The sequence below is a fragment of the Roseovarius atlanticus genome, assembly GCF_001441615.1.
Taxonomy (GTDB): domain Bacteria; phylum Pseudomonadota; class Alphaproteobacteria; order Rhodobacterales; family Rhodobacteraceae; genus Roseovarius; species Roseovarius atlanticus.
On sequence record NZ_LAXJ01000010.1, the window covers coordinates 13784 to 39551 of the forward strand.

Below are 25768 nucleotides of genomic sequence, written 5' to 3' on the forward strand. Positions count from 1 at the left end.
GCCGACCGCCACAAGGGGTGCGCCACGGGGCCGCCCGACGGTCGGCAAAAAAGGAGTAACATGATGAAATCGTTTCTCAAAACCACCGCGGTGGCAGCCTTGCTTTCCCTGCCGCTCGCCGCGACCGCCGCTGAAACCGCCGTCTCGGACATTTCCGTCGAGGCAGACCTGAGTTCCATCCAGAACGCCACCGCCGCCAGCGTCTGGGCGAACCTGCCCACCGACCTGGAAAGCGCGCTGGCCGTGCAACTCTCGGACCAGATCGCCGCTGACGGCGAGGATGGTGCCCAGATCATGATCGACATCACCTCGGTCGAACTGGCCTCGTCCTTCGAGAGCGTCGCAGACCTCGCCGACTCTAGGATTTCCGGCGACGTCGTGATCGAACGCCCCGGCGACCAGTATGACGAAGCCTACAACCTGACCGTCAGCGCCGAGCAGGCCGCGGTCCTGCTGCCGGCGGGCTCGGACATCATGCTGCTCGCCCCCGGCAGCACGGAGTTCTACACCGCAATGGTCGGCGCGTTCGCAAACAATATCGCCGAGAAGATGCAGTAACAGACCACACCGCTCACTGTTTCCGCCCGCGCCGGTTCTCCGGGGCGGGCGGTTACGTTCAAACCCGCAGCGCCCGCTCTGACAGTTTCCGGAAATAGGGTGCGTGATGCGTCAGGTAGTCCTGCAAATGCGGCGCCTCCTCGACCAGCGCCTCGAACTCCATTTCCTTGCGCAACATCTCCTCGGGGTCCGCCGTGCGAATGCCCGATGACGTGCTGGCCTCCTCGTGCCAGGCGCTGACATGCTCCCATTCCTTGGGCGGGGCCTGCCAGTTGAACGCGGCCTCGGTATAGTCCAGCCCGATCCGCGCCCAAAGCGCGCGCATGATCCCCTTGGGGTCGGCCCGTACCGCCTCGGCCTCGATCACCACGGGCGACAGGCCTGCATCCTCGGCCACCTCGTACAGCTTCCATTGCGCCTCGATCCCGACTTCCTCGCGCGTGAAATCCGGGTCCAGCTTGTGATAGCTCAAAAGCGACGCCATCGGCGGGCGCACGAGGAATACATGGGTGATCCGGCGCAGCATCTCGGGGTCGTCCAGCATACGGGGCACAACGTAAAACGCCATGTCCTTGAAAAAGACCGGGCCATGCTCGGCCTTCTCGCGCAGCATGTCGCAGATGCCGTCATAGGTTGTCGGATGCCCCGGCACCGGCTCGAACCCCGGAAAATCCCGGCCCTGGCCCACGTAATAGTCGTACATGAACGGCTCGTGCAGCACATCCAGATCGCCGCGCTCGCGCATGATCCGCTCCGTCGCCGTGGACATCGACCGGGGATGCGCCCAAAGCGCGATGATCTTGTGCATAGAGTGGCCCTCCTGCGGCGGACCCTACAAAGCGCGCGGCGGAGTTGCTAGGCCTTTGTCACGTCGACATTTCCCGCTAAAGCGAGCCCTCGTCAGTCAGCGACATGGGCCGCGTGGTCGACCCGTCACGATAGGCGATGCACCGCCACGGCGCCTGCCCCGCTCCCACGCCCACGATCACCTCGGTGCCGGCCTCGGAGAACGACGAGCTCAGCAGGACCACGTCCGGGTTGCTGGTTTCCTCGGTCACGGCCCGCAGGCACGCCTGCTCGGCGGCATCCGGCATCTCGGTGCTCTGCGCAGCCGCGCCGCTCGTCGCCCCGGTCGTGCCGGCAGCGGGATCGTTACTGCCCTCCACCAGGTAATCGCCCGCCGCCCATCCTTCGAACCCCGGATCGGCCAGCGTGGCCACCCGGCACCAGCGGCGCGCCTCTTCCATGCGGCAGCCTAGATTGCGGACGTTCTGCCCGTTGCTCAGCGTCGTCACCACGGCTGCACCGCCCGAAGGCTCGGCGCGCAGGTTCAGCACACCACCGCCCGAGGTCGCCACGCGATAAAAGTCCGGCCCCCCTTGCAGCCCGTCCGCGTAGTCGTTCTGCACCGTGTCGCCGGTCGCGCCCTCGATGCTTATTGTCAGGCTGTAGTCCGACACTTCCTCGCGGCGCGCGGCACTTCGCATCATGTAGACCGAAATCGTGTAGGTCCCGGACGCGGGCAGCACCCCGTCGAACCGGTTCAAATCCGGCACCATCTCGCCCATCGTGCCGGCATTGGCCAGCGCCTCGTCCCCCGGTCCCTTGCCGGGGGCATAGACATTGAAATAGCTGGCCAGGTTCGACGGCTCCAGCCGCACCTGCATCCGCTGTCCCGCCTCTGCGCCCAGTGTGTAAAGCACGCTTTCATAGCCGGTGATCCTGTCGGTGATCGTCGTGCCACTGGTGCCTGCGGCGAAACGGACCGTTTCGGTTCGCACATCATCCTGCGCCATCGGCGTGACGGGCGCGCCGCATGTCAACGCGACGGCAAGTAAAAGACCCTTGGTATTCATCAGTATCATTCCCATGCTTGCAATTCACAACACAAGACCCTGATTAATATCTACAAATTACCCAAACCGAAAAGGTGCAGAGCCCGCACGCCAGACCGCGTGCCCTTGCACTCTATCACAGATATGCCCGCCCGCAGTATGGCAGATGACACCCTGTCCGCGCGCACCCCAGCCTTAACTTCGCCACACTGCCCCGTCACCAAGCACCCAGGTTGCCACTTCTGCCAGGAATCCGCATTTTGCCGCGCGAACGATCGACATGGCTGGACAATGCAAAGGGTCTGCTGATCCTGCTCGTGGTCTGGGGCCACCTGATCGAGCAGGCCGTGCCGTCCAATCCGGTCGTGGCCGGGGTCTATGGCGCGATCTACCTTTTTCACATGCCGGCCTTCATCCTTATCAGCGGCATGGTGTCTTCGGCCACGCTGGACCGTCCCGCACTTGCGCAGATCGGGCGATCGCTGCTTATTCCGCTGATCGTGTTCCAGGCGCTCTACTGGCCCGCCCTGCAATGGTTGAGACCGGCCAGCAATCCCGATCTGCTGACACCACAATGGATCCTGTGGTTCCTGCTCAGCCTCGCGATATGGCGTCTGCTGCTGCCGGTTTTTGTGCGGCTGAGATACCCAATCCTTGCCGCGACCATGCTTGCCGTCGCCGCAGGCTTCGTGGACTCGATCGGCCACACGCTAAGCTTGTCGCGCAGCTTCGTGTTCTTCCCGGTCTTTCTTGTCGGCCACCTCTACGGCCCCCGCATTCGCACGCTGGCCTCCGGCCACGGGCGTGCCGGCGCCGCGCTGCTTGGGCTGCTCTGCGGGACAACCGCTCACCTGGTTATGAACGGTGCGTCGATCCTGCCGCTTTACGGCGCGATGCCGTATGCGCATATCGGGCCGGACACCGCATGGCTCGCAGCCGTCCGGCTGGTGCTGATCATCGCCGGGGTGGCCGCCGCCCTCGCCTTCCTCACCCTCGTTCCGACCCAGGACAGCCTGCTTACATGGCTGGGGCGCCGCAGCCTGCCCGTTTTCCTGCTGCACGGGTTTGCCGTTCTGCTGATCTGGGCCGTGACACCGCCCGGGGCGTATCAAGACACCGCGGCATTCCTCGTGGGCAGCGCGGGCGTGGCCGCATCGGTATCGCTGGTCCTCGCCTGCGCCCGGGCGCCAGGAATAACAGTCATGGACATCCTGCGCCGGCCCCGCCGCGCCTGACGCGCACCGGGACCTTGCAACGCGGATCTCAGAAGTCGAACAACTCTTCCAGAAATCCGCCGCGCTTCTTGCGTTTTTCCGGGCGGCTGTCGGCCTGCCAGACGCGGGCGTCGGGCGCCTCTGGCGTGGTCCGCTCGATGATCTTGTCCAGCTCGCCCCGGTCCAGCCACACCCCGCGGCATTGCGGGCAATAGTCAATCTCGACACCGGCGCGGTCGGTGATCACCAACGTTTCGCCGTCAACCGGGCATTTCATCGGGCAGTCCTCCTGTAAGTTCTCATGCCCTGTCAGATGGGCATCGCCCGCCGGTTTCTCAAGCCTCAGCGCAGCACGTGCACCGCGCAGGCGGCATGTCGCACAACATAATGCGCGGTCGAGCCCAGCAGCAGGTCCTGCATCCCCGGGCGATGCCCCGCGACCACGATGCAATCGACGCGGTGGGTGCTTGCGTACTCCACGATGCTCCGCCCCGCATGGCCGTCCACAACCACGGCGGCGGCGTTTTCCATGCCCTCTACAGCACTCTCAAGCTTGCCCTGTAGCGCGGTCTTGCGCTCCTTCAGGTAACCATCGGGCAGATAGGCCGCGGCATAACTCGGTATCTGTTCGATCACGTGAAACAGCGTGATCTTCGCGCTGTGCTCGGCCAGCACCTCGGCCACGCGCATCGCGCCCTTCGCGTCGCGCTCTTCGTCAAAGGACACAGGCACAAGGATATGGGCATACATGACGGTTTCCTCCTCGTTGGACACGCCATTGTTCCACCGCTGCCCCCGGGCCGCCTTGACATGGATCATCCCCGGCGCAATACGCGCCCGTCCGTCACGAGAAGGCCCAGTGCGATCAGACCGAACCCGGTCCACGCCTCCGCGCCCAACCGCTCGCCCAGAAACACCGCGCCGAGGCCCGCGGCAAAGGGCGGGATCATCAGCGTCACCAGCATCAGGTTGGCCGCTCCCGCGCGCCGCAGGATGGCGAAGTAGAGCAGATAGGCCAGCGCCGTCGACAGCGCCGCGACCGACACCAGTGCTGCCCAGACATGCGCCGACAGATCGAAGCGCGGCACACCGTCGACCCACAGGGCCAACGGCAGCATCAAGAGGCTCGACCCCATCAGCATCCCCAGCGCGTTCATCTGCGGTGCCTGGCCCGCCAGCGCCCGCTTGGCCCAGACGCTTGCCAGCGCATAGCTCAGCGCCGCGCCCAGAACCGCCATCTGCGCCAGGTTGCGCAAATCCACCCCGCGCAGCAGGTCCGGCCCCATGATCGCGGCCACGCCCGCCAGTCCCAGCAGCGCCCCCACGATCTTGAGCGGCACCAGCGGCTCGTCGCGCAACAGCAGCCCCGCCACCACCGCGCCGAACACCGCCGTCGTCCCGTTCAGGATCGAGGCCAGGCCGCTTTGCAACTCCACCTGCGCCCAGAAGATCAGCGAGAACGGGATCGCGTTGTTCAGCGCCCCCATCACCAGATACGCGCCCCAGACCCTTGGCGCGCGCGGCAGGCGCAGATCCAGCAGCCGCACCACCACCAGCAGGATCGGCACCGCCCAGACCACCCTGTGCAACGTGATGGTCAGCGGCGGCACCTCGGTCAGCGCGATTTCGGCGAAAAAGAACGACCCGCCCCAGACGGTGGCCAGCGCCAGCAGCATCAGGGCCGAGACGGCGGAAATGGAAGGACTTGTCGTCATGCCCCTTACTGGCATGACGTCAGTGGATGAACGACCCGTTTCTTGCGGAAAGGGCTGCCCTGTCAGTCACTTGCAGGAAATGCGGCGCTCAGGCCAGCCCCTCGCCCGTGCGCTTCACCCGCACCCCGTTGATCTTCCAGCCGCCGGGGCCCTGGATCATCTCGTATTCCAGCTCGTGATACACCCCGTCCGCGCCCCGGATCAGTACGTCCTGCATCAGCGCATCGCCTTCGTCCCGCTCGCCCAGGAACTCGACCTCCGCAGGCCGCCAGACCATCGGATAGCCGTTCCGCACCATCTGCCCGAACCTCTCGGACGAGCCGAAGATGCCCTGAATCATCGGGCTGGCATGGGTAAAGGCCGTATCGAAATCGTCCTGCTGAAACGCGTCAAGCTGGTCAGAGATCACCTGCCGCGCGGCGTCATCAGCGCGCGCCGGCAGAGCCAAAAGGAAGATTACTACGAGAAAAGACAGAAAACGGGTCATGACAAAACTCCTTTTTGCAGGAGATAGCCCGCCCCGCCGCCGTATCAAATCCGGCTGCGCCTACTCCGCCTGGATCGACCGCAGGAACGCCACCAGGTCCGCCACCGGCGGCGTCACCATCACCGGCTGGCCCGCCTCGGTGCGCACCGCCACCTGCTCGGTCGTGTCGAAGAAATCGCCATAGACCGGCATACCCGACCCGTGCGCGACCAGCGGGTCGCGCCCGTCGATCCGCTCGGCCACGCGCAGCACCGGAAAAGTGCCGCCATGGCGCGCGGTCAGCGTCGTCAGATCCGAGGGCTGCACCAACAGCACCTCGCGCATCGGGCCTTGGCCATCGGCCCGGGTTCCGTGGCAACTGACGCAATGCTGCGCATAAAGCGCGGCACCGGCTCCGGCATCCCCCTCCGCCAGAACCGGCCCCGCGCCCAGGGCCAGACATGCAACAACCCCCGTCAACCGCCGGCGTCCGGCCCTTGTCCCTCGCGTGCTGACTGCGCTCATGTGCTCCTCCGGGCGTGCAACGATACCGCGCTCCGGCAACCGGCAACTGCGCTCCGGTTTGGCTCGAACGGCATCCTGCGATCCAGTATGCACCCGCACGGCGCAGCGCACCTTGATCTGGATCATGTGGCCACAGTTCTACCGCACCTGCAGCCCCATGATCCGCGCCCGGATGGCGCTGTCGGTGTCGTCGCTGTCGCCCGACACCGCCAGCCCCACCAGCGACGTCGCCTGTCCGCCGAACGCACGGGCGTAATCGGCCGCCAGATCGACGCTTTCGCGCGCCTCGCCCGTGCCCGCGCCGCGCAGCACCACCGTCTTGCCCCGCGCACCCAGATAGGGGCTGTCCAGCACCGCGCCCCGTGCGTGCTCGCCACCCCAGACATAGACCAGCACCCGCACAGCGTCGTTCGACAAAAGCTCGGTCACGCGGCTGCCCGCCACGCGTTCGGCCTCGGCCTCTGGCAGGAACACGAAGTACAGCGCCAGGTTGCGGTCGTCGCCACCCTTGCGGGCCAGATCGGTGGGCGGCACGCTTTGCGACACCTGCCAGCTCCACGAGGCGCCACTGGCCCGCCATGCGCTTTGTGGCAATTCACGGTAAAGCAGCGACACCGCGCCGTCCGACGCCACGTCCAGCGCCCCGCCCCTCCGAGCATACTCATTCCTCGAAAACAGCGAGAACCGCTGATGTTTCCAGCTTTCGTCAAAGCTCACCGGCGCGGACCATGCCGCAGGCGCCGACAGACAGGTCAGGGCGGCCAGGGCGGCCGACAGGACAATACGCATAACATTTCCTCCTCGTTACCCGCAGTGACCTAGCCGGCCCGCCCGCACGCGCCAGTCACCCTTGCGTGAACCCCGGATCACGCAGCCCGGCGATTGAACCCCTCCGGCCCCGGCGCCGACGCATCTGCATCCGACGCAATCGAAGGACACGCCGCCCATGCCACCGCCCCTCGCCTTCCCCTGGAAACCCGCCATGCGCCTCGGTGCCGGCCTGCTGGTGATGGCCCTCACCGCGCCCGACGCCCACAGCGCCGCCCTGCCCTGCAACCCGGCGCTGGACCGTCTGCCGCCTCCCGGCGCCCGGGCCGCTCCGAACGGGCCTTGCCACCCGGCAGACTGAAACCGCTCTTCTGTTTTCGAGGCCCGCGCCCTATATCCATGGTGTCAGACAACAGGAGCCTTTTGATGCACCGCGTCCTCACCATGACAGCCCTCTGCGTCGGCCTTGCCAGCGCGGCGCTTGCACAGGATTACGAAGAACCCGACCCGGCCGATCTGGTGCCCGCCCATTTCAGCGCCGCCAGTTTTGCCGCCCTCGACCAGTACGATCTTTACGACGTGACACTGGCGCTCAAGCGCGGTCGCAACATCCGGTTGGCCGATTGCACCCCGTCGCAAAGCCGTGCCATCATCGAGGCGTCCTACGACCGCCGCGCCCCCGCGATGGACATGCTGCGCGCCACCTGCTCGGGCTAATCCGAACCCGCCAGCCGCTGCGCCAGCGCCCAGGCGTCGGGGTCGACCTTCACCGGATCGCTGACCGCGCGCGCCTGCCCCGGCATCCGCGCGCCTTCGTCTCGCTGCACGGCTTCTGAGACCTGGCGGAGCCGGTCGAAAAACGCCCCGCCCGACACGTCTGGGTCCATGATCAGGTAGAAATCCCCGATGTCATGCGGCGCGCCCTCGGGCGTCTTCAGCGGCCCCAGGTCCACGCCCGCCCGGCTGCCGGTCATCCCCGCCGCCAGCAGCTCGGCCATCAGGCCGAACCCCCAGCCCTTATAGCCCCCCATGCTGACCAGCGAGCCTTTCAGCGCCGCCTCCGGGTCTGTCGTGGGCCTGCCCTCGGCATCCACGGCCCAGCCTTCGGGAATGCTCTCTCCGGCGGCCATGGCCATGGTGATCTTGCCCAGCGCGACAGTAGTCGTGGACTGGTCGAACAACATCGCCACCCCACCCTTGCCGTCCGGCACGGCGAATGAAATCGGGTTCGTACCGATCACGCGATGCTTGCCCCCCGGCGGCGCCACCACCGGCGTTGCGTTGGTCATGCCCAGAACGATGAACCCTTCCCGCGCGATCTGCGCCGTGAAATAGCCCAGGCTGGTGCAGGTATGCGCGTGACAGACCGCAAAGCTGATCGTCCCCATCTCCTTCGCGGCCTTCACGGCTTCGGGCAGCACCTTCGAGAACGCCGCCTGCGCGAATCCGGACTTCGCATCCACCTCGACCACCCCGGGCCGCGGTCTGCCGACCTCGGGCACCGCGTCACCCTTGACGCGCCCCGTCTGCAACTGCTGGCAATAGCTTTCGAGATAGTAAAGCCCGCAGATCCGGTTCCCCAGCCCTTCCGCCTCGCGTACCGCCGCCGCGACCTCGCCCGCGATCCAGTCCTGCGCACCATGCCTGACCAGCGCCGCCTTCGCCGTCGCCTCGATCTCGTCCAGTGTCACCTGCATGGCGTCCCCCATTGATCCGTTGGGCGCGGTTTCACCCCGCCATGTCCCACCCGCGCGCGCAGGGCGCGGTTCACCCCACCACGATCCGCCCGTTCTCCAACTTCACCACCCGGTCCATTCGCGCCGCCAGCTCCAGGTTATGCGTGGCGATCAGCGCCGCCAGCCCGGTGCCCCGCACCAGCTCCATCAGCGCCGCGAACACCTGATCCGACGTGCCGGGGTCCAGGTTCCCGGTCGGCTCGTCCGCCAGCAGCAATCGCGGGCTGTTGGCCAACGCCCGGCAGAACGCCACCCGCTGCTGCTCGCCGCCCGACATCGCATTGGGCCGGTGCCCCGCCCGGTCGGCAATACCCACCTGGCTCAGCAACTCCGCCGCCCGCGCCTCGGCCACCTTGCGGCTGATCCCGTCGGCCAGTTGCGGCAGCACGATGTTCTCTTCCGCCGTGAATTCCGGCAACAGATGGTGAAACTGATAGACGAACCCCACTTCCTGCCGCCGCGTTATGGTCCGCCGCCGGTCCGACCGGCCCACCATGTCCTCGCCGCCGATCTCGACAACGCCCGCATCTGCGGTGTCCAGAAGCCCCGCGATATGCAAAAGCGTCGACTTGCCCGCCCCCGAGGGCGCCACCAGCGCCACCATCTCGCCTGCACCGATCGTCAGGTCGATCCCCGACAGCACACTCACCTCGTTGGCCTTGCCCTTGTTATAGGCTTTCTCGACCCCCGCCAGCTTCAGCATCGCTTCACTCATACCGCAGCGCCTCCACCGGGTTCATCCGTGCCGCCCGCCGGGCGGGGAAAATCGTCACCACGAAACTCAGGAACAGCGACAGGCCCACCGCGCTCATCACGTCCCAGAACTCCAGCTTGGCGGGCAGGAAGTAGATCCCCCGCGTGTCCGGCGTCCAGATCGGCTGATCGCTGAAACTGTCCAGAATGCCAAAAATCTGGTCGATGTAGAGGGCAAAGAGACACCCCAGAACCGTGCCCATCACCGTGCCGATGATGCCGATAAAGGCCCCGCACATGAAGAACACGCGCAGCACCGACCCCTCGGTCAGACCCATCGTGCGCAGAATGCCGATATCGCGCCCCTTGTTCTTGACCAGCATGATAAGGCCACTGGTGATATTCATCGCCGCGATCAGCACGAGGATCGACAGGATGATGAACATCACGTTGTCCTCCACTTCCAGCGCCCGCAGAAACCCGCTGCTGGAATCCCGCCAGGTCCAGATCTGCGTGTTCTCTCCGGCGGCGTTCAGCAAGTCCAGCGACATCTCGTCCACCCGCTCGGGATCCTCGACCATCACCTCGATCTCGTCCGCCTTGCCCTCGCTGTTGAAGAAGCTCTGCGCCTCGGCAAAAGGCAGATAAACCCGCACCCGGTCGATATCGTACCGCCCCGCGCTGAACACATAGACCACGTCATAGGCATTCACCCGCGGGCTGGTGCCCAACGCTGTGCGGTTTCCGGTGGGGTTGATCACCCGGATCTTGTCGCCCACGCCGATGCCCAGCGTGCTGGCCACGCCAGACCCGATGGCGATGGGAAAGACGCCGTCCTCGGTCGAGTCCAGCGCGAAATCCTCGATATCCCCCTGCGCCGTCCCGGGGTCCGCAATCCTCGGCAGGCCCTTCAGATCCTCCAGCGTGATCCCCCGCACCTCGACGCCGGCATTGCGGTCGCCCACGGTGGCCAGAACCTGGTTCTTGATCAGGGGTGCGGCCCTTGTGACGCCCTCGACCGCGCGCAGGCGCTCGGCCATCGCCTCGTAATCGGTGATCTGCCGGTCGATCCGCCCCGTCTGCTGATCCACCGTGCCGGCATTGTAGACCGTCACATGCGCGTTCGACCCCAGAATGGTATCCACGAACTCCGCCCGGAACCCGGCGCGTACCGCCAGCGTGGCAATCAGCGCGAACACCGCCAGCGTGATGCCGATCAGGCTGATCCACGTCATGACGCTGACCCCGCCTTCGGCCCGCTTGGCCCGCAGATAGCGCCACGCGATCATCGTCTCGAAGGCGGAAAACGGCTTGGGCTGGACTGCCACGATGGGAACCTCTGGGTACGTTATGCGTCTCTGCGGTGTATCCGGTGCCGGGATAAGGTCAACCCCGGTTTAGCAGAGGCGATTGCCGAATGTGGCGAAGCCCGCGCGGAATCAAGGCCGAAGGCCGCCGCGCGATCGCCCGCTGACCGAAAGGCGATTGAGTGCAATCGCCGAAAGGGGGGCCGCCCCCCGGTCTGGCGATTGGGTTCCGTAAGCGCCCCGATCAGATGCTTTTCCGGAAGTGGCAGCAATAAAGTGCATTGAACGACGCTCGGGTCGCCATCCCGCAGTCTGGCAATCGCGCGGCTATCCGCTGTTTGACAACCCCACCAATAAAATGAGGATCTACCGGCCCGCGCCCACCCCTACTCCGCCGGTGTCGCCTCCGGCCTGCGCCGCACCATCCGGCCAAATCCACCCAGCAGCATCCCGATCAGCGTATACCCCGCCAGAAACCCGCCAAACCCAAACCCGGCCCCCGCAACGGTCGCCGGTACCGCAGGCTCGAAATCGCCCCAGGTCTTTTGCGCCAGTTCCGGGTCCAGGTATTGCCACCCGATCAGCGCCGCACTGACCGAATTCGTCGTCCGCAGATGCTCCAGATGCGCAGACAACCGCTCATGCCGGATCAGGACCTGCCCCATGCTCTCGCTGCGGGCCTGCGCCATGGCGGTGCCGCGCGCAAGCTCGCTCAGCGCCGCGTCCCGGCTCAGGTCAAGTGCCGCGGCATCCGCGTCGAACCGCTCCACCACCCAGGCCAATTCATCCACAGCGCCCGAAAGACGCTGCTTATACTGTTGGGAAAACTCGGGAAATTGCGACGCGGCCAGTGCACAGCACAGCCCGCCCGCCAGGGCCAGTCCCTTGGTAATCATCGCTCTGCCTCGTGTTGTCTTTTATTGTTTTGAGGCAAGTATAGCGCGTTTCGCACAAATCCAGAAACAAGATTATCGTGACCGGGCGCGGCACCGGCCTAGGCCCTGCGCCACACGCCCGTCACATCCAGGTGTGGAAAGACCGATCCGCCATCGGCTCCACCGTTCCGGCCTCACCGCGATGCGGCGCATAGATCTCGGCGATCTTCTCGACCGCCGCCTCCGGCGCCATCTCCTCGCTCTCGCCCGTGCGGCGGCTGGTCAGCTCCACCACGCCGTTCTTCAGGCCCCGCGGCCCCACGGTGATCCGCCACGGCAGGCCAATGAGGTCCATCGTGGCGAACTTGCCGCCCGCCCGCTCGTCGCGGTCGTCGTAAAGCGGGTCCAGCCCCTTGGCCTTCAGTGCCGAATAAAGCTTTTCACACGCCGCGTCCGCCTCGCCATCGCCCTGCTTCAGGTTCACGATCCCGGCATGGAACGGCGTCACGCCCTCGGGCCAGATGATGCCCTTGTCGTCGTGGCTGGCCTCGATGATCGCGCCCACAAGCCGGCTCACGCCGATCCCGTGACTGCCCATGTGCACGGCAACCGGCTTGCCGTCGGGGCCTTGCACCGTGGCCCCCATCGGATCGGAATACTTGGTCCCGAAGTAAAAGATCTGGCCCACCTCGATCCCCCGCGCCACGCGGCGGCGCTCCTCCGGGATCTGGTTGAAGATGGCCGCGTCATGCGTCTCGTCCGTGCGGGCATAGCGCGACGTGAACTCCTCCAGAACCGCCTGGCACTGCGCCTTGTCGGCATAGTCGATCTCGCGGTCGCCGAATTTCAGGTCGGTGATCTCGCTGTCATAGAACACCTCGGACTCGCCCGTCTCGGCCAGCACCAGGAATTCATGCGTGTCGTCGCCCCCGATCGGGCCGGAATCCGCCCGCATCGGAATCGCCTGCAGCCCCATCCGCTCATACGTCCGCAGATAGCTGACCAAATGACGGTTATACGCGTGCAGCGCGTCTTCCTTCGTCAGGTCGAAATTATAGCCGTCCTTCATGAAGAACTCGCGCCCCCGCATCACGCCGAACCGCGGCCGGATCTCGTCGCGGAACTTCCACTGGATATGATAGAGCGTCAGCGGCAAATCCCGGTAACTTCCCACATGAGAGCGGAAAATATCCGTGATCAGTTCCTCGTTCGTGGGACCATACAGCATATCCCGGTCCTGCCGGTCGCGGATGCGCAGCATTTCCGGGCCATAGGCGTCGTACCGTCCGCTCTCGCGCCACAGATCGGCGGATTGCAGCGTCGGCATCAGCATCGGGATATGGCCCGCGCGCACCTGCTCCTCGTGGACGATATTTTCCAGCTTGCGCAACACCTTGAAGCCCAAGGGCAGCCACGAATAGATCCCCGCGCTGGCCTGCTTGATCATCCCGGCCCGCAGCATCAGGCGGTGGCTGGCGATCTGCGCCTCGGCGGGCGTCTCCTTCAGGACCGGCAGGAAATACTTGGACAGGCGCATGGGGAACCTCTGGTCATTGCGTGCTCCCGCCCCGTTTATGGCCTCAACGCCCGCCAGACAAGCCGGAAGGCGCTTGCAACGCTGCCCCCCTTGCGCGAAAAGCAGGTGACGCATTTCGTTCTCCCGAGGTGGCATGGCCCTTCCCGTCCGGACACAAATTCAATTCTGGGGCATCGCCATCGCGATGTTCCTCGTTGTCATGTGGTTCCTGGGCGACGTGATCCTGCCTTTCGTGCTGGGCGGCGCGGTGGCCTATTTCCTCGACCCCGTGGCCGACCGTATAGAAAGCATGGGCGCCTCGCGGGCGGTGGCGGTGGCACTCATCACGCTGGTGGCGATCTGCATCTTCGTGATCATGGCGCTCTTGGTCATTCCCACCCTGGTGAACCAGACCGCCAACCTGATCGACATCGCGCCACAGCTCTTCAACGATCTGCAGAACTTCCTCACCGCCCGTTTTCCGGATCTCGTCGACCAGGATTCCACCCTGCGCCAGTCGCTGGCCACCATCGGCACCACCATCCAGGAACGCGGCGGACAGGTGGTCGAAACCGTGCTCGCCTCCCTTGGCTCGCTCGTCAACGTGGCCGTCCTGCTGGTCATCGTGCCGGTCGTGGCGTTCTACCTGCTCTACGACTGGGATCGCATGGTGGCCGAGATCGACCGCCTTCTGCCGCGCGAGCACGCCCCGGTGATCCGCCGCCTTGCGGGCGAGATCGACAACACCCTCGCCAGCTTCATCCGCGGCATGGGCACGGTCTGCCTGATCCTCGGCACCTACTATGCCGTGGCGCTCATGCTTGTGGGCCTGCAATTCGGCCTTGTCGTCGGCGCCTTCGCGGGCCTCGTCACCTTCATCCCCTACGTGGGCGCGATCCTTGGCGGCGCGCTGGCCATCGGCCTCGCGCTCTTTCAGTTCTGGGGCGACTGGCTGTCGATCGGCCTCGTCGCCGGCATCTTCGTACTGGGCCAGGTGGTCGAGGGCAACATCCTGACGCCCAAGCTGGTCGGCGAATCCGTGGGCCTGCACCCGGTCTGGCTGATCTTCGCGCTGTCGGTCTTCGGCGCGCTCTTCGGCTTTGTGGGGATGCTCGTGGCGGTGCCGGTCGCGGCGGCCATCGGCGTGCTCATGCGCTTTGCCGTGCAACAATATCTCGACAGCGCGCTCTATACCGGGCAAGGCGACCGGGACACCGAATAATGGCACAGCAGCTCAGCTTCGACCTGCCCGCCAAACCGGCACACGGGCGGGAGGATTTCTTCGTATCCTCCGCCAACGCGCAAGCCGTGGCCCTGATCGACACGTGGGAAAGCTGGCCCGCCCGCAAGCTGGTCCTCTATGGCCCGCCCGGCGCGGGCAAGACACACCTCGCCCATGTCTGGTCGGCCCAAAGCGGTGCCACCATCATCCCCGCCGGCGACCTGGTCCAGGCCGACATCCCCGCCCTCGCCCGCGGCCACGTCGCGGTCGAGGATTGCGAAACCATCGCCGGACAGACCCCCGCCGAGACCGCGCTTTTCCACCTGCACAACCTCACTTTGGCCGAGGGCCATTCCCTGCTGCTGACGGCCCATGCCGCCCCCAATCACTGGACCCTCGCGCTGCCCGACCTTGCCAGCCGGATGCAGGGCACGCCCGCCGTGGAACTCGACCTGCCCGACGACATGCTTCTGACCGCGATCCTCGCCAAGCTCTTCGACGATCGCCAATTGACGCCCGCACCGGACGTCATCCCCTATCTGGTGCGCCGCATCGACCGCTCGTTCGAGGCCGCCCGCCAGGTCGTCGCCCTGCTCGATACCGCCGCACTCTCGCGCAAGCGGGCCCTCACCCGCCCCTTCGCCCGCGACATGCTGGACAACGCAGGGCTGTAACGGCACAGTCGTCACCTTATCGTTACGTCGCAATCCCATAAGGGCGCCATGACAAACCCTGATTTTCTCAAATCCCCCGCCCCGGCCCCGGTTGCACCCGACGATCTCGACATCACCGGCCCCGGGCGTTTCTTCAACCGAGAGCTCAGCTGGCTGGGCTTCAACTGGCGTGTCCTGGAAGAGGCGCAGAACCCGCGCGTGCCCCTGCTTGAACGCCTGCGCTTCCTGTCGATCTCGGCCAACAACCTTGATGAGTTCTACAATGTCCGCGTCGCTGGCCTGCGCGAGCTTGCCCATGCCGGCAACACCACGCCCGCCGCCGATGGCCTCACCCCCGCCGAACAGCTCGTTCTCATTGACGAGGACGCCCGCAAACTCCTGGCCCAGCAGCAGGCCACGCTCGAAGACCTCCGGCAAGAGATGGAGGCCCAGGGCATCACCATCCTCGACATCGACAGCCTGTCCAAGGACGACCGCGCCCATCTCAGCGAGATTTTCCTCGAACAGGTCTTCCCGGTCCTGTCGCCCCTGGCGGTCGACCCCGCGCACCCGTTCCCCTTCATCCCCAACCTCGGCTACTCGCTCGCCCTGCAAATGCAGCGCAAGTCCGACAAGCGCCCGCTTCAGGCGCTCTTGCCCATCCCCAACCAGATCGACCGCTTCGTCACCGTCCCGTCCGAGCCGGGCCAGTACCGCGCCCTGCCGCTAGAAGACCTGCTGCTGCTGAACCTAGATCACCTCTTTCCGGGCTATTCCTACAAGGCCCACTGCAACTTCCGCGTCCTGCGCGACAGCGATCTTGAAGTCGAGGAAGAGGCCGAGGACCTCGTGCGCGAATTCGAAGTGGCCCTGAAACGCCGCCGCCGCGGCGAGGTGGTGCGCCTGAAAATCTCCTCCGGCGCGCCCGAGGAACTGCGCAAGACCATCATGCAGAAACTCGAAGTCCGCCCCGAGGAGGTGGTCGAGGTCGACGGCATGATCGGGCTTGCCGACCTCAAGGAAATGGTGCTCGACAGCCGCCCCGACCTGCTGTGGCCCAGCTTCACGCCCCGCGTGCCGGAACGCGTACAGGACCATGACGGCGACATGTTCGCCGCCATCCGGCAAAAGGACATGCTGCTGCACCACCCGTACGAGACGTTCGACATGGTCATCCGCTTCCTGACGCAGGCGGCGCGCGACCCCAACGTGGTGGCGATCAAGCAGACGCTCTACCGCACGTCCAAGGACAGCCCCATCGTCGAGGCGCTCTGCGAGGCCGCCGAGGACGGCAAGTCCGTCACCGCTCTCGTGGAACTCAAGGCCCGCTTCGACGAGGCCGCCAACATCCGCCAGTCCCGGCGGCTGGAACGCGCCGGCGCCCACGTCGTCTATGGCTTTCTCGACCTCAAGACCCACGCCAAGATCTCCACCGTGGTCCGGCGCGAGGGCGACAAGCTGGTGACCTACACCCATTACGGCACCGGCAACTATCACCCCATCACCGCCAAGATCTACACCGACCTCAGCCTCTTCACCTGCGATCCTGCTCTGGGCCGCGACGCCACCAAGGTGTTCAACTACCTCTCCGGCTACGCCCAGCCCGAAAAGCTGGAAAACCTCGCCATCTCGCCCACCACGCTGAAACCCCGCCTGCTGGAAATGATCGCCGCCGAAATCGAGCACGCCAAATCCGGCAAACCGGCCGAGATCTGGGCCAAGATGAACTCGATCATCGAACCCGACGTGATCGACGCGCTTTATGCCGCCTCACAGGCCGGCGTGAAGATCTGCCTTGTGGTGCGCGGCATCTGCGGCATCCGCCCGGGGATAAAGGGCCTGTCCGAAAACATCCGGGTGAAATCCATCGTCGGGCGGTTCCTGGAACATTCCCGCATCGTCTGCTTCGGCAACGGCGCCGGCCTGCCCTCGAAAAAGGCCCGCGTCTACATGTCCTCCGCCGACTGGATGGGCCGCAACCTCAACCGCCGGGTGGAAACGCTGGTCGAAATCACCAACCCCACCGTCAAGGCCCAGATCGTGGGCCAGGTCATGGCCGCCAACCTGGCCGACGTCGCACAGACCTGGGTGATGGCCCCCGACGGCAGCTTCACCCGCGACCCGGTCGAGGAAGGCACCTTCGCCTTCAACTGCCACCGCTTCTTCATGGAAAATCCCTCGCTGTCGGGCCGCGGCTCCGCCGGGGCAGCGGACGTGCCCAAACTCACCCATACCGACGATTGACCCTTCCGGCCCCCTGTCGCATATAGGGGGCCGAGACCAAGCCGGGGATGTCATGGACGGCACGACCGATCCCGAACACAGCGAATGGGGCCCTTTCGGGCGCCCGCTTTTCGACAAGGACGCGGCCAAGGCGCTCAGCCGCGTGGGCGTGGTCGACGTCGGCTCGAACTCCGTCCGCATGGTGGTGTTCGACGGCGCCGCCCGCAGCCCGGCCTATTTCTACAACGAGAAAATCATGTGCGGGCTGGGTCAGGGCCTGTCGGAAACCGGGCGTTTGAACCCCGAGGGGCGCGAACGCGCGCTCGCGGCCATGAAACGCTTTGCCCGTCTGGCCGAGAACATGGGCACCGGCCCGCTCACCGCCGTCGCCACCGCCGCCGTGCGCGAGGCCACCGACGGCGACGCCTTCCGCGAAGAGATCGAGCGCGAGACCGGCATCCACCTCTGGGTCGTCGACGGCCCCGAAGAGGCGCGCCTGTCGGCCCAGGGCGTGCTTCTGGGCTGGCCCGGTTCCTATGGCCTTGTTTGCGACATCGGCGGCTCGTCGATGGAACTTGCCGAGATCAACGGCGGCCAGGTCGGCAAGCGCCTGACCTCCCGCCTCGGCCCGTTCAGCCTGCAAGAGGTCAAGGGCGGCAAGAAGGCCCGCAAGGCCTATATCAAGGACACGCTCGAGCGGATGCACGACGAGTTGGGCGAACAGAAGAACCGCCTGTTTCTCGTGGGCGGCTCATGGCGCGCCATCGCCAAGATCGACATGGAACGCCGCGGCTATCCCCTGCATGTCCTGCACGAATACCGCATGACCCCCAAGGACGTGCGCAAGACCGCCGACTACATCGCCAAGTCCGACCCCGAGGATCTGCGCAACCGCGCTGGCGTCTCGTCGCAGCGCATGGCGCTGGTGCCCGACGCCGCCGAGGTGCTGCGCCGCCTGGTCAAGACCTTCGGCCCCCGCGACATCGCCGTCTCCAGCTATGGCATCCGCGAGGGGCTCTTGTACGAACAGATGCCCCAGCAGTTGCGCGACCGCGATCCCCTGATCGAGGCGTGCCGCTTTGCCGAGGCCAAGGATGCCCGCCTGCCCGGCTACGGCCGCGCCATCTATCACTTCATCGAACCGCTCTTCCGCAGTGCCCGGCCCGACAAGCTGCGCATCATCCGCGCCGCCTGCCTCTTGCACGATGTCAGCTGGCGCTCGCATCCCGACTACCGCGCCGAGGATTGCTTCGACAACGCCACCCGCGCCAACTTGGGCGGGCTCAAGCATTCCGAACGGGTGTTCCTGGGTCTCGCCCTCCTGCACCGCTATTCCAACAAGCGCGAAGGCAGCCGGTTCGAGGATCTCGCCGACCTCTTGGACGAGCGTGGCCAGCACCAGGCCGAGGTTCTGGGCAAGGCCATGCGCTTTGCCGCGATGTTCTGGCTGCGCAAGGACACCAAACTGGGCGAACTGACCTGGCACCCCAAGAAGAAACAGCTTGTCCTGCGCCTGACGGAAGAAGCCGTGCCGCTTTTCGGCGAAGTCGCGCAGACGCGGCTTGCCTCTCTGGCCGACACGCTTCAGGCCGAGTTCGAGGTCAAGCTGCTGCGCCCGCGCCGGGCGCGCAACTAAATCTCGATCTCGCCGTCTCCGTCGGGATCGACCTCATCTTCCAACGGCGTCTTGCGGCGAATGATGATATCGCCGTTTTCCAGGATCTCGGGCGCGTGATAGTTGCTCAGATCGTCGATCTGCCCCATCAGGTCGGCAAAGGCCGGGCCCATCTCCTGCACGAAATTGCGCACGGCGGGCTCCATCTCCTGCGCCAGCCCTTCAAGGTCGCGCATCGCCGGCTCCATCTCGCGCATGATGCCCTCCATGAACATCTGCGCCCCGCGCTCCATCAGGGAAAAGCCTTCGTCCTCTTCCTCCTGCGCCAGGGCGGGCGCGGCGGCAAGGGTCAGCGACAGGGCGGCGATGGAGGCAATCTGTTTCATACCCCCAATATAGCGCGTTCCGGTGACAATTTTAAGATGTCAGGTCGATATCCAGCGTGACGGGAAAGTGATCCGACGCCGCCAACAGCGCATCTCGCAGCTCCGGCACCTTCCAGCATCCCGGGTCCTCGAACGGATGCCAGATCCGCCATTTCGGCGTCTTCGCCCGCAACCCCTTGGAAATCATGATGTAATCCAAAAGAGCTTGAAGGTACCGCCCCTCGTCCTTCAGGTAGAACCGCGCCGAGCTGTGCTGCGCGCCAATCCGCTGGTTCAGCGCCCGCCGCGCGTGCGGATCGTAAAGCCGCATCTCGCCCGCCTCGGCCCCGCCCATGATCACCTCGATCGACGAACGCCCAAAAAGGTTCTCGTACTCGTCCAGCCCCGGCCCATCGTTCAGATCCCCCAGCAGCATCAGATGCTCGCCCGCCTCCAGATGCGCGCGGATGCGCTTGCGCAGCCACACCGCCTGCGCCTGCTGCTTGCGCCGGTTGGCGATCGACAGCCGCATCACCTCGTCCCGCGTGGTCGCCCCGTGCGGCGCCTTCGATTTCAGATGCGCGCCGATCATGCGAAACCCGAACCCGCCCGCGACCTCCACCGCCACTTCCAGCGGCGGCTTGGAAAACACTACCAGATCCTCGGCCGCGTCGATATCCAGGTCGATCCGGAACACGCCATCGAACCGCGGCGCCTCGCTCGATCCCTTCTTGCCGGTTTCCTCGCCCTTGGGATCATGCCGGCAGGTCATCACGTCCGGGTCGTACAGCAGCGCAATTTCCTGCTGGGTGTCGTTCACGAACCCCATCAGCGCCTTGCGCGCCCGCAGATCCATCATCGCCGCGAACCCTTCCAGCGCCTTGACGGTATCACGCTTGGTCCCGCTGTCCGGCGCCTCGATCACCATAACCGCGTCGGCATCCATCGCCGAGAACACCATGCCCAAGGCGGCCAGCTGATCGCCCCGCGTCACGCCGTACCGCGCCGACGGCCCGTCGTCGTCCAGCACCCGGTCCTGCGCGTCGAACAGCGCATTGAACCATTCGACGTTATAGGTGGCAAAGCGCATCGTTCAGGCCGCCTCGCGCTGGATCTGCTCCCACGCGTCGTTGACGTCGGTCAGCCGCTTCTCGGCCAGCTTGATCGCCTCCTGCGGCACCCCCCGCGCCACCATCCGGTCGGGATGCATCTCGCGCACCTTGGCGCGCCAGACCTTGCGGATCTCGGGCAAGGGCGTCTCGGGCGTCACCCCCAGCACGGCATAAGGGTCTGGCTTGGCATCCGGCACGAAGCGGCTGCGCAACGTGTTGAACTCCCGCTCCGGCAGGCCGAAAATCGTGGCCACCTCCGACAGGAAGATATCCTCGTTCGGATGATACACTCCGTCGGCCACCGCGATGTGGAAAAGCCCTTCCAGCAGATCGTTCAGCGTTGCTTCATCTTCACCGAACATCACCTTGATTCGCTTGGCATATTCCTCGAACCCCGCCACGTCCTGCCGCGCGAGGTTAAAGACCTTCGCCGCGCCCGCCTCGTCGTCGCGGGCGATCTGGAACACCTCGCGGAACGCCGTCACCTCGTCGCGCGTCACCTGCCCGTCCGCCTTGGCCATCTTCGCCCCTAGCGCGATCACGGCGATGGCGAACGCCACCGTCCGCTCGGGCGGCGTGCGCAGCCGGTCGAACACGCTGGCCAGCGTCTCGCCACTGGCCAGCGCCGACAGCGCCTCGGATATGCGACTCCAGATCGACATGGCGGCCAACCTAGAGTGAGCGGCCTCCGGGGGACAGGAGTTTCTGCATCAGAACCAGGTCGATCCGCCGCCCAAATTTCAGACCCGCTTGTGCCACCCGTCCCACCTCGGCAAACCCGATCCGGCGGTGAAACGCGATGCCGCCTTCGTTCTCGGCACTGATCCCGCCGATCAGCGAATGCACGCCTCGTGCCCGCGCATGGTCCTCCAGCGCCGCCATCAGCGCCCGGCCCACCCCGTTGCCCTCGGCCCCGGGGCGCAGCAGCACCGTATGCTCCAACGTCTCGCGATAGCCCGATCCGTTGCGATACGGCCCGTAGGTGGCATAGCCCAGCAGGTCATCATCGCCCTCAGCCACCAGAAACCCGTGCCCCGCCTCGTCCCGCGTCTTCACGGCCAACGCCATTTCCAGCACGGTCTTCTCGTCTTCGGTAAAGCTGACCGTCGTCTCACGAATGTAGTGATTGACGATCCCAGCCAGCGCCTTGGCATCGCCCGCCTCCGCCGCCCGGATCCTCATGCCAGCACGCACGCCCCGCGCGGCGTGGTCAACTCGGCCCGCAGCGCCGGTGCGCCCGTCTCATAGACGACCCGCGCGTCGCTCAGCACCGGCGCCAGCGCGCCCTTCAGCGCCTCGGCCTCCGGGTGCGTCACCACCAGCCGGTCCAGTCGGCATCCCGACGCCGGCAACATCTGCGCCGGATGCTGCGCGCACTGCCACTCGATCACCGCCGGAAAGAGGTTGTCCCAAGGCAGCCGCCCATCCGCGGGCACCGCCATTTGCCAGCGCAGCTCGCCCCGCGCCAGCGGCACCGGCACACCCGCCTGTGGAAACCGCCCCACCACCGCGCCAAGATCGGGCGTGTTGCAGATCCAGTTCGTCGGCCTCGGCCGCCCCTCGAACCGGTCCAGATCGAACCACCGCGCGTACCCCGGCTCGGGCGCCTCGGGATCAATCGCGATGACCTCCAGGTACAGCCCCTCCTCCAGCCCCAACAACATGTTGTGCGTGCCGAAATGCGCGTGCTGCCCGCCGGGCCGCAGCGCCACGCCAAGCGCGTCCTCGGCATAGGCGCGGCCCGCGTTCAGCGTCTCGGCGGCCACCGCGAAATGATCCAGTTTCAGCATGCCCTACCCCACCGTCAACCGCCACAGCACCCAAAGCGCCGCCAGCACCGTGGGATAGAACGTTGCCGCGAACCCGAAGGCCCGCAAGGGCGGCGCCACGTGATACCCCACCCAGAACGCCACCCGCGCCACGGCAAAGCCGATCCCCAGCGCCAGCACCGTGCCCGCGCCCAGGAAAAACCCCACCAGCGGCCAGATGCACAAGGCAAGCACCACCTGCTCGACCGTGTTCTGCAACACCTTCGCGTCGATCGCAGCACCGCCAGTCAGCGGCTGCCCGTCGATCGTGTCATCGACGAAAAACCGCCGCTGCGCCAGCCGTCCGATCATCAGCGCAAGCACCACGCCGGGGCCGAACGCCGCGCCCATCAGCGTCGGCTGCATCATCGCCATCGGCACCGGGATCTGGCGTCCGATCCACAGCACGGCCACGGCCCAGACAAGTCCCGCCGCCATACCAATCAGGATCCTGGGACGCTTCTGCATCAGGCTACCCGCGCCTCGCGAATGAGCCGCAGGATATCCTGCGCCGCCTCGGGGATGTTGGTGCCAGGCCCGAAGATGGCCTTCACGCCCACACCTTTCAGGAACTCGTAATCCTGCTGCGGAATGACCCCGCCGCAAATGACGATGATATCGCCCGCATCCTTTTCCTTCAGCGCGTCGATCAGCTGCGGCGCCAGCGTCTTGTGCCCCGCCGCCTGGCTGGAAATGCCGATCACGTGCACGTCGTTGTCGATGGCGTCCTGCGCCGCCTCGTCCGGCGTCTGGAAAAGCGGGCCCACATCCACGTCGAACCCGATATCGGCGAATGCCGTGGCGATCACCTTGGCGCCCCGGTCATGCCCGTCCTGCCCCATCTTGACGACCAGCATCCGGGGCCGCCGCCCCTCATCCTCGGCAAAGGCCTCGACCGATTTCTGGATCGCGGCAAAGCCCTCGTCGCCCTCGTAGGCCTTGCCGTAAACGCCCGCCAGCGTTTTCACCTCGGCGCGGTGCCGTCCGAATTCCTTTTCCATGGCCATGCTGATTTCCCCCACAGTCGCCCGTGCACGCGCCGCTTCCACCGCGGCCTCCAACAGGTTGCCGCCGTCCTTCGCGCGGCGCGTCAGTTCATCCAGTGCCTTGGTGCAGGCATCCTCGTCGCGTTCCGCGCGGATGCGCTCCAGCGCCTCGACCTGCCCCTTGCGCACCTTGACGTTGTCCACGTCCAGGATGTCGATCGGGTCTTCCTTGTCCTTGCGGTACTTGTTGACGCCGACGATCACCTCATCGCCCCGGTCGATCATCGCCTGACGGGTCGCGGCGCTTTCCTCGATCCGCAGCTTGGGCATCCCGCTGGCCACGGCCTTGGTCATGCCGCCCATTTCCTCGACCTCTTCCATCAGCTCCCACGCCTTTTCGGCCAGTTCTGCGGTCAGGCTTTCCACGTAGTAGGACCCCGCCAGCGGATCGACCACCGCCGTCACGCCGGTCTCTTCCTGCAGGATCAGCTGCGTGTTCCGCGCGATCCGCGCGCTGAAATCCGTGGGCAGCGCGATGGCCTCGTCCAGCGCGTTGGTGTGCAGGCTCTGCGTGCCGCCCAGCACCGCGCTCATCGCCTCATAGGCGGTGCGCACCACGTTGTTGTAAGGGTCCTGCTCCTGCAAGCTTACACCGCTGGTCTGGCAATGCGTCCGCAGCATTTTGGAGCGGTCGTTCTTCGCCCCGAACTCGGTCATGATCCGGTGCCACAACAGGCGCGCCGCCCGCAGCTTCGCCGCCTCCATGAAGAAATTCATGCCGATGGCAAAGAAGAACGACAGCCGCCCGGCAAAGCGGTCCACGTCCATCCCCGCCTCGATCGCGGCCTTCACGTATTCGCGCCCATCCGCCAGCGTATAGGCCAGCTCCTGCACCAGGTTCGCGCCCGCTTCCTGCATGTGATAGCCCGAGATGCTGATCGAGTTGAAGCGCGGCATCTCGTTGGCGGTGAACTCGATGATGTCGCTCACGATCCTCATGCTGGGCTCGGGCGGATAGATATAGGTGTTGCGCACCATGAACTCTTTCAGGATGTCGTTCTGGATGGTGCCCGACAGGGCGCTGCGGTCATGCCCCTGCTCCTCGCCCGCGACGATGAAACTGGCCAGAACCGGGATCACCGCGCCGTTCATGGTCATCGAAACGCTCACCTGGTCCAACGGGATACCGTCGAACAGGATCTTCATGTCCTCGACACTATCGATGGCGACACCGGCCTTGCCCACGTCGCCCACCACGCGCGGGTGGTCGCTGTCATAGCCGCGGTGCGTCGCCAGGTCGAACGCCACTGACACCCCCTGCTGTCCGGCCGCCAGGTTGCGGCGGTAAAAGGCGTTCGATTCCTCGGCCGTGGAAAAGCCAGCGTACTGCCGGATCGTCCAGGGACGCCCGGCATACATCGTGGCCTTCACACCCCGCGTGAAAGGCGCCTGCCCGGGGATGGTGCCAAGGTGGTCCATCCCCTCGACATCTTCCTCGGTATAAAGCGGTTTGACGTCGATCCCTTCAAGGGTCTTCCACGTCAGGTCCTCCAGCGGACGGCCCTTCAGCTCGCCTTCCGCGATCTTACGCCAATCGTCGGTCTTCGATCCCATCGTCTTGTCCTCTTTTCCTCTGGTCCGGGCGCGGGGTTGTCCCCGTCTTGACCGGGCCGGTTTCCTCTGTCAGCTGCGCCAATCCTTCCGCCCCGGCACGCAGCCAGAACAGGTCGTCGGCATAGGCCTCGCGCATCTCGCGCAAGGCGGTCTCGTCAAACGGTTGCCACTTTCCCGGCCCTTCGGGCAGGCGGGCAGGGTCGCCGCCGCGCTCGCGCACGATCCGGCGGAGCTGGCCCAGGCCGGGGCCTTGGTTCATCCAGTCTCGCGCATGGGCGCGCGGCATCGGGCCAAGCCCGCTCATATGTTCCAGCACCCGCTCGGGCAGACCGCCGAAAATCTCGTAGGGCAGCACACTCAGCTCAATACCCGGCAGCGCGCAGGCCACGTCCAGCACCACGTCGCGCCACAGCCGCGGCGAGGTCGCCAGCGCATCCAGCACCGCACGGTCCGGCACGCGATGCCCTCGCGCCACGCCGTAAGACACGACCGACGCCCAGAAACTGTCATGACTGCGGATCGACAGGCAGGCCCGCGTCACCTGACCGTCGAAGGCATGGGCGAACCGCGCCAGCCGCTGACCGATATCGGGGTAGAGCCGCCCCTGCCGCAGGCAGCGGCGCGGCGCGCCGATCATGTTCTCGTCGCTGATCACCAGCACGCGCGTGCCCGCGCGGCGCTCCTTGGCGACGTTGATCGCGATACGGGCGCGCGCGCGGTCCAGCTGGTCCTGCGGCGGGCGCGGGCTGTCCACGGGCATCACCCCGGTCAGCAGACCGTCGCGCGTCTGTTTCGGGCCCCAGACGGTGACCCCCATGCGCCCCAGCGCGGCGCGATTCTGGGCCAGGTAGGACTGGAACGTGGTTGTGGCCGTGCGGTGGGCCCCGATATGCAGAACAACGTCCATGATCACGCGCCTTTCCCGTGCGGCCCGCGTCATGCGGGCGGTCGACCTTGCGTCG

Annotated in this window: 29 protein-coding genes; 8 read left to right on the top strand and 21 right to left on the bottom strand. The window is 65.9% G+C overall.

Annotated features, from left to right (window positions below):
• The first annotated feature begins 63 nt into the window (after positions 1-63).
• Complete coding sequence (locus tag XM53_RS11435) at positions 64-558, top strand: hypothetical protein (protein WP_057793742.1); 495 nt, start codon at positions 64-66, stop codon at positions 556-558.
• Positions 559-616: 58 nt separating this feature from the next.
• Here the strand turns inward: XM53_RS11435 and XM53_RS11440 are convergent, their stop codons facing one another.
• A complete protein-coding gene (locus tag XM53_RS11440; protein ID WP_057793411.1) occupies positions 617-1366 on the bottom strand; it encodes a sulfotransferase-like domain-containing protein in 750 nt (249 codons plus the stop codon).
• Positions 1367-1442: 76 nt separating this feature from the next.
• Positions 1443-2414: an SH3 domain-containing protein gene (locus XM53_RS11445; protein ID WP_057793413.1), complete on the bottom strand. Its 972-nt coding sequence runs from the start codon at positions 2412-2414 to the stop codon at positions 1443-1445.
• A 239-nt stretch (positions 2415-2653) separates the two neighbouring features.
• Between XM53_RS11445 and XM53_RS11450 the strand changes: the two genes are divergently transcribed.
• Complete coding sequence (locus XM53_RS11450) at positions 2654-3628, top strand: acyltransferase family protein (protein ID WP_057793415.1); 975 nt, start codon at positions 2654-2656, stop codon at positions 3626-3628.
• A 28-nt stretch (positions 3629-3656) separates the two neighbouring features.
• Here XM53_RS11450 and XM53_RS11455 read toward each other — a convergent pair whose 3' ends face one another.
• The 6 genes from XM53_RS11455 to XM53_RS11480 all read right to left on the bottom strand — a co-directional run bounded on the left by XM53_RS11455 (position 3657) and on the right by XM53_RS11480 (position 7102).
• Entirely contained in the window at positions 3657-3884 is a 228-nt protein-coding gene (locus XM53_RS11455) for a TFIIB-type zinc ribbon-containing protein (RefSeq protein ID WP_057793417.1), read from the bottom strand.
• 65 nt (positions 3885-3949) lie between these two features.
• A complete protein-coding gene (locus XM53_RS11460) occupies positions 3950-4357 on the bottom strand; it encodes a universal stress protein (protein ID WP_057793743.1) in 408 nt (135 codons plus the stop codon).
• Positions 4358-4422: 65 nt separating this feature from the next.
• Positions 4423-5322, bottom strand: a complete 900-nt coding sequence (locus tag XM53_RS11465; protein ID WP_057793418.1) for a DMT family transporter — start codon at positions 5320-5322, stop codon at positions 4423-4425.
• A gap of 88 nt (positions 5323-5410) precedes the next feature.
• Complete coding sequence (locus XM53_RS11470) at positions 5411-5809, bottom strand: DUF4864 domain-containing protein (protein ID WP_057793420.1); 399 nt, start codon at positions 5807-5809, stop codon at positions 5411-5413.
• A gap of 60 nt (positions 5810-5869) precedes the next feature.
• Positions 5870-6313 carry a c-type cytochrome gene (locus XM53_RS11475; RefSeq protein ID WP_057793422.1) on the bottom strand — a complete coding sequence of 148 codons (444 nt, stop codon included), beginning with the start codon at positions 6311-6313 and terminating at the stop codon, positions 5870-5872.
• A 138-nt stretch (positions 6314-6451) separates the two neighbouring features.
• On the bottom strand, positions 6452-7102 hold the full coding sequence (locus XM53_RS11480) for a DUF3047 domain-containing protein (RefSeq protein WP_057793424.1): 651 nt from the start codon (positions 7100-7102) through the stop codon (positions 6452-6454).
• A 157-nt stretch (positions 7103-7259) separates the two neighbouring features.
• Here XM53_RS11480 and XM53_RS11485 point away from each other — a divergent pair, with 157 nt between their 5' ends.
• Both XM53_RS11485 and XM53_RS11490 read left to right on the top strand, forming a co-directional pair.
• Positions 7260-7442, top strand: a complete 183-nt coding sequence (locus XM53_RS11485; protein WP_057793426.1) for a hypothetical protein — start codon at positions 7260-7262, stop codon at positions 7440-7442.
• A 65-nt stretch (positions 7443-7507) separates the two neighbouring features.
• A complete protein-coding gene (locus XM53_RS11490; protein ID WP_057793433.1) occupies positions 7508-7798 on the top strand; it encodes a hypothetical protein in 291 nt (96 codons plus the stop codon).
• Here the strand turns inward: XM53_RS11490 and XM53_RS11495 are convergent.
• From XM53_RS11495 to proS, 5 genes are all read right to left on the bottom strand, one after another.
• Entirely contained in the window at positions 7795-8778 is a 984-nt protein-coding gene (locus XM53_RS11495) for an Ldh family oxidoreductase (protein ID WP_057793745.1), read from the bottom strand. The two genes, XM53_RS11490 and XM53_RS11495, sit on opposite strands and share 4 nt — an antisense overlap.
• Before the next feature lie 70 nt (positions 8779-8848).
• Positions 8849-9532, bottom strand: coding sequence for an ABC transporter ATP-binding protein (locus XM53_RS11500; protein WP_057793435.1), 684 nt, complete (start codon positions 9530-9532; stop codon positions 8849-8851).
• Positions 9525-10838 carry a lipoprotein-releasing ABC transporter permease subunit gene (locus XM53_RS11505; RefSeq protein WP_057793437.1) on the bottom strand — a complete coding sequence of 438 codons (1314 nt, stop codon included), beginning with the start codon at positions 10836-10838 and terminating at the stop codon, positions 9525-9527. The genes XM53_RS11500 and XM53_RS11505 overlap by 8 nt, the downstream gene beginning before the upstream one ends.
• Before the next feature lie 365 nt (positions 10839-11203).
• Positions 11204-11713, bottom strand: a complete 510-nt coding sequence (locus XM53_RS11510) for a DUF2937 family protein (protein ID WP_057793439.1) — start codon at positions 11711-11713, stop codon at positions 11204-11206.
• A gap of 121 nt (positions 11714-11834) precedes the next feature.
• Positions 11835-13229, bottom strand: coding sequence for a proline--tRNA ligase (proS, locus tag XM53_RS11515; protein WP_057793441.1), 1395 nt, complete (start codon positions 13227-13229; stop codon positions 11835-11837).
• A gap of 133 nt (positions 13230-13362) precedes the next feature.
• Between proS and XM53_RS11520 the strand changes: the two genes are divergently transcribed.
• From XM53_RS11520 to XM53_RS11535, 4 genes are read left to right on the top strand one after another with little or no spacing between them, the layout of a single operon-like run.
• A complete protein-coding gene (locus XM53_RS11520; RefSeq protein WP_057793443.1) occupies positions 13363-14430 on the top strand; it encodes an AI-2E family transporter in 1068 nt (355 codons plus the stop codon).
• Positions 14430-15104, top strand: coding sequence for an HdaA/DnaA family protein (locus XM53_RS11525; protein ID WP_057793445.1), 675 nt, complete (start codon positions 14430-14432; stop codon positions 15102-15104). Before XM53_RS11520 ends, XM53_RS11525 begins: the two co-directional genes overlap by 1 nt.
• 48 nt (positions 15105-15152) lie before the next feature.
• Positions 15153-17327: an RNA degradosome polyphosphate kinase gene (locus XM53_RS11530; RefSeq protein WP_057793448.1), complete on the top strand. Its 2175-nt coding sequence runs from the start codon at positions 15153-15155 to the stop codon at positions 17325-17327.
• Positions 17328-17379: 52 nt separating this feature from the next.
• Positions 17380-18942, top strand: a complete 1563-nt coding sequence (locus XM53_RS11535) for a Ppx/GppA family phosphatase (protein ID WP_057793449.1) — start codon at positions 17380-17382, stop codon at positions 18940-18942.
• Here XM53_RS11535 and XM53_RS11540 read toward each other — a convergent pair.
• From XM53_RS11540 to XM53_RS11575, 8 genes are read right to left on the bottom strand one after another with little or no spacing between them, the layout of a single operon-like run.
• Entirely contained in the window at positions 18939-19307 is a 369-nt protein-coding gene (locus tag XM53_RS11540; protein WP_057793451.1) for a hypothetical protein, read from the bottom strand. The genes XM53_RS11535 and XM53_RS11540 overlap by 4 nt on opposite strands.
• A gap of 31 nt (positions 19308-19338) precedes the next feature.
• Positions 19339-20376, bottom strand: coding sequence for an endonuclease/exonuclease/phosphatase family protein (locus XM53_RS11545; RefSeq protein WP_057793453.1), 1038 nt, complete (start codon positions 20374-20376; stop codon positions 19339-19341).
• 3 nt (positions 20377-20379) lie between these two features.
• Positions 20380-21060: a molecular chaperone DjiA gene (locus XM53_RS11550; protein ID WP_057793746.1), complete on the bottom strand. Its 681-nt coding sequence runs from the start codon at positions 21058-21060 to the stop codon at positions 20380-20382.
• A 10-nt stretch (positions 21061-21070) separates the two neighbouring features.
• Positions 21071-21580: a GNAT family N-acetyltransferase gene (locus XM53_RS11555; RefSeq protein ID WP_057793454.1), complete on the bottom strand. Its 510-nt coding sequence runs from the start codon at positions 21578-21580 to the stop codon at positions 21071-21073.
• Positions 21577-22188, bottom strand: a complete 612-nt coding sequence (locus XM53_RS11560; RefSeq protein ID WP_057793456.1) for a VOC family protein — start codon at positions 22186-22188, stop codon at positions 21577-21579. The genes XM53_RS11555 and XM53_RS11560 overlap by 4 nt, the downstream gene beginning before the upstream one ends.
• Positions 22189-22191: 3 nt before the next feature.
• The gene (locus tag XM53_RS11565) at positions 22192-22674 is read right to left on the bottom strand and encodes an MAPEG family protein (protein WP_057793458.1); all 483 of its coding nucleotides are present in this window, start codon (positions 22672-22674) and stop codon (positions 22192-22194) included.
• Positions 22674-24806 carry a methylmalonyl-CoA mutase gene (gene scpA / locus XM53_RS11570; RefSeq protein ID WP_057793460.1) on the bottom strand — a complete coding sequence of 711 codons (2133 nt, stop codon included), beginning with the start codon at positions 24804-24806 and terminating at the stop codon, positions 22674-22676. Before scpA ends, XM53_RS11565 begins: the two co-directional genes overlap by 1 nt.
• Positions 24778-25713, bottom strand: coding sequence for a hypothetical protein (locus XM53_RS11575; protein ID WP_057793462.1), 936 nt, complete (start codon positions 25711-25713; stop codon positions 24778-24780). Before XM53_RS11575 ends, scpA begins: the two co-directional genes overlap by 29 nt.
• Positions 25714-25768: the final 55 nt, after the last annotated feature.

What these genes read in the sequence shown, in the direction of transcription:
- XM53_RS11435 (WP_057793742.1), top strand. Translation starts at nt 64, where the DNA reads ATGAAATCGTTTCTCAAAACCACCGCGGTGGCAGCCTTGCTTTCCCTG.
- XM53_RS11440 (WP_057793411.1), bottom strand. Translation starts at nt 1,366, where the DNA reads ATGCACAAGATCATCGCGCTTTGGGCGCATCCCCGGTCGATGTCCACG.
- XM53_RS11445 (WP_057793413.1), bottom strand. Translation starts at nt 2,414, where the DNA reads ATGAATACCAAGGGTCTTTTACTTGCCGTCGCGTTGACATGCGGCGCG.
- XM53_RS11455 (WP_057793417.1), bottom strand. Translation starts at nt 3,884, where the DNA reads ATGAAATGCCCGGTTGACGGCGAAACGTTGGTGATCACCGACCGCGCC.
- XM53_RS11460 (WP_057793743.1), bottom strand. Translation starts at nt 4,357, where the DNA reads ATGTATGCCCATATCCTTGTGCCTGTGTCCTTTGACGAAGAGCGCGAC.
- XM53_RS11465 (WP_057793418.1), bottom strand. Translation starts at nt 5,322, where the DNA reads ATGACGACAAGTCCTTCCATTTCCGCCGTCTCGGCCCTGATGCTGCTG.
- XM53_RS11470 (WP_057793420.1), bottom strand. Translation starts at nt 5,809, where the DNA reads ATGACCCGTTTTCTGTCTTTTCTCGTAGTAATCTTCCTTTTGGCTCTG.
- XM53_RS11475 (WP_057793422.1), bottom strand. Translation starts at nt 6,313, where the DNA reads ATGAGCGCAGTCAGCACGCGAGGGACAAGGGCCGGACGCCGGCGGTTG.
- XM53_RS11480 (WP_057793424.1), bottom strand. Translation starts at nt 7,102, where the DNA reads ATGCGTATTGTCCTGTCGGCCGCCCTGGCCGCCCTGACCTGTCTGTCG.
- XM53_RS11485 (WP_057793426.1), top strand. Translation starts at nt 7,260, where the DNA reads ATGCCACCGCCCCTCGCCTTCCCCTGGAAACCCGCCATGCGCCTCGGT.
- XM53_RS11490 (WP_057793433.1), top strand. Translation starts at nt 7,508, where the DNA reads ATGCACCGCGTCCTCACCATGACAGCCCTCTGCGTCGGCCTTGCCAGC.
- XM53_RS11495 (WP_057793745.1), bottom strand. Translation starts at nt 8,778, where the DNA reads ATGCAGGTGACACTGGACGAGATCGAGGCGACGGCGAAGGCGGCGCTG.
- XM53_RS11500 (WP_057793435.1), bottom strand. Translation starts at nt 9,532, where the DNA reads ATGAGTGAAGCGATGCTGAAGCTGGCGGGGGTCGAGAAAGCCTATAAC.
- XM53_RS11510 (WP_057793439.1), bottom strand. Translation starts at nt 11,713, where the DNA reads ATGATTACCAAGGGACTGGCCCTGGCGGGCGGGCTGTGCTGTGCACTG.
- proS (WP_057793441.1), bottom strand. Translation starts at nt 13,229, where the DNA reads ATGCGCCTGTCCAAGTATTTCCTGCCGGTCCTGAAGGAGACGCCCGCC.
- XM53_RS11520 (WP_057793443.1), top strand. Translation starts at nt 13,363, where the DNA reads ATGGCCCTTCCCGTCCGGACACAAATTCAATTCTGGGGCATCGCCATC.
- XM53_RS11525 (WP_057793445.1), top strand. Translation starts at nt 14,430, where the DNA reads ATGGCACAGCAGCTCAGCTTCGACCTGCCCGCCAAACCGGCACACGGG.
- XM53_RS11530 (WP_057793448.1), top strand. Translation starts at nt 15,153, where the DNA reads ATGACAAACCCTGATTTTCTCAAATCCCCCGCCCCGGCCCCGGTTGCA.
- XM53_RS11535 (WP_057793449.1), top strand. Translation starts at nt 17,380, where the DNA reads ATGGACGGCACGACCGATCCCGAACACAGCGAATGGGGCCCTTTCGGG.
- XM53_RS11540 (WP_057793451.1), bottom strand. Translation starts at nt 19,307, where the DNA reads ATGAAACAGATTGCCTCCATCGCCGCCCTGTCGCTGACCCTTGCCGCC.
- XM53_RS11545 (WP_057793453.1), bottom strand. Translation starts at nt 20,376, where the DNA reads ATGCGCTTTGCCACCTATAACGTCGAATGGTTCAATGCGCTGTTCGAC.
- XM53_RS11550 (WP_057793746.1), bottom strand. Translation starts at nt 21,060, where the DNA reads ATGTCGATCTGGAGTCGCATATCCGAGGCGCTGTCGGCGCTGGCCAGT.
- XM53_RS11555 (WP_057793454.1), bottom strand. Translation starts at nt 21,580, where the DNA reads ATGAGGATCCGGGCGGCGGAGGCGGGCGATGCCAAGGCGCTGGCTGGG.
- XM53_RS11560 (WP_057793456.1), bottom strand. Translation starts at nt 22,188, where the DNA reads ATGCTGAAACTGGATCATTTCGCGGTGGCCGCCGAGACGCTGAACGCG.
- XM53_RS11565 (WP_057793458.1), bottom strand. Translation starts at nt 22,674, where the DNA reads ATGCAGAAGCGTCCCAGGATCCTGATTGGTATGGCGGCGGGACTTGTC.
- scpA (WP_057793460.1), bottom strand. Translation starts at nt 24,806, where the DNA reads ATGGGATCGAAGACCGACGATTGGCGTAAGATCGCGGAAGGCGAGCTG.
- XM53_RS11575 (WP_057793462.1), bottom strand. Translation starts at nt 25,713, where the DNA reads ATGGACGTTGTTCTGCATATCGGGGCCCACCGCACGGCCACAACCACG.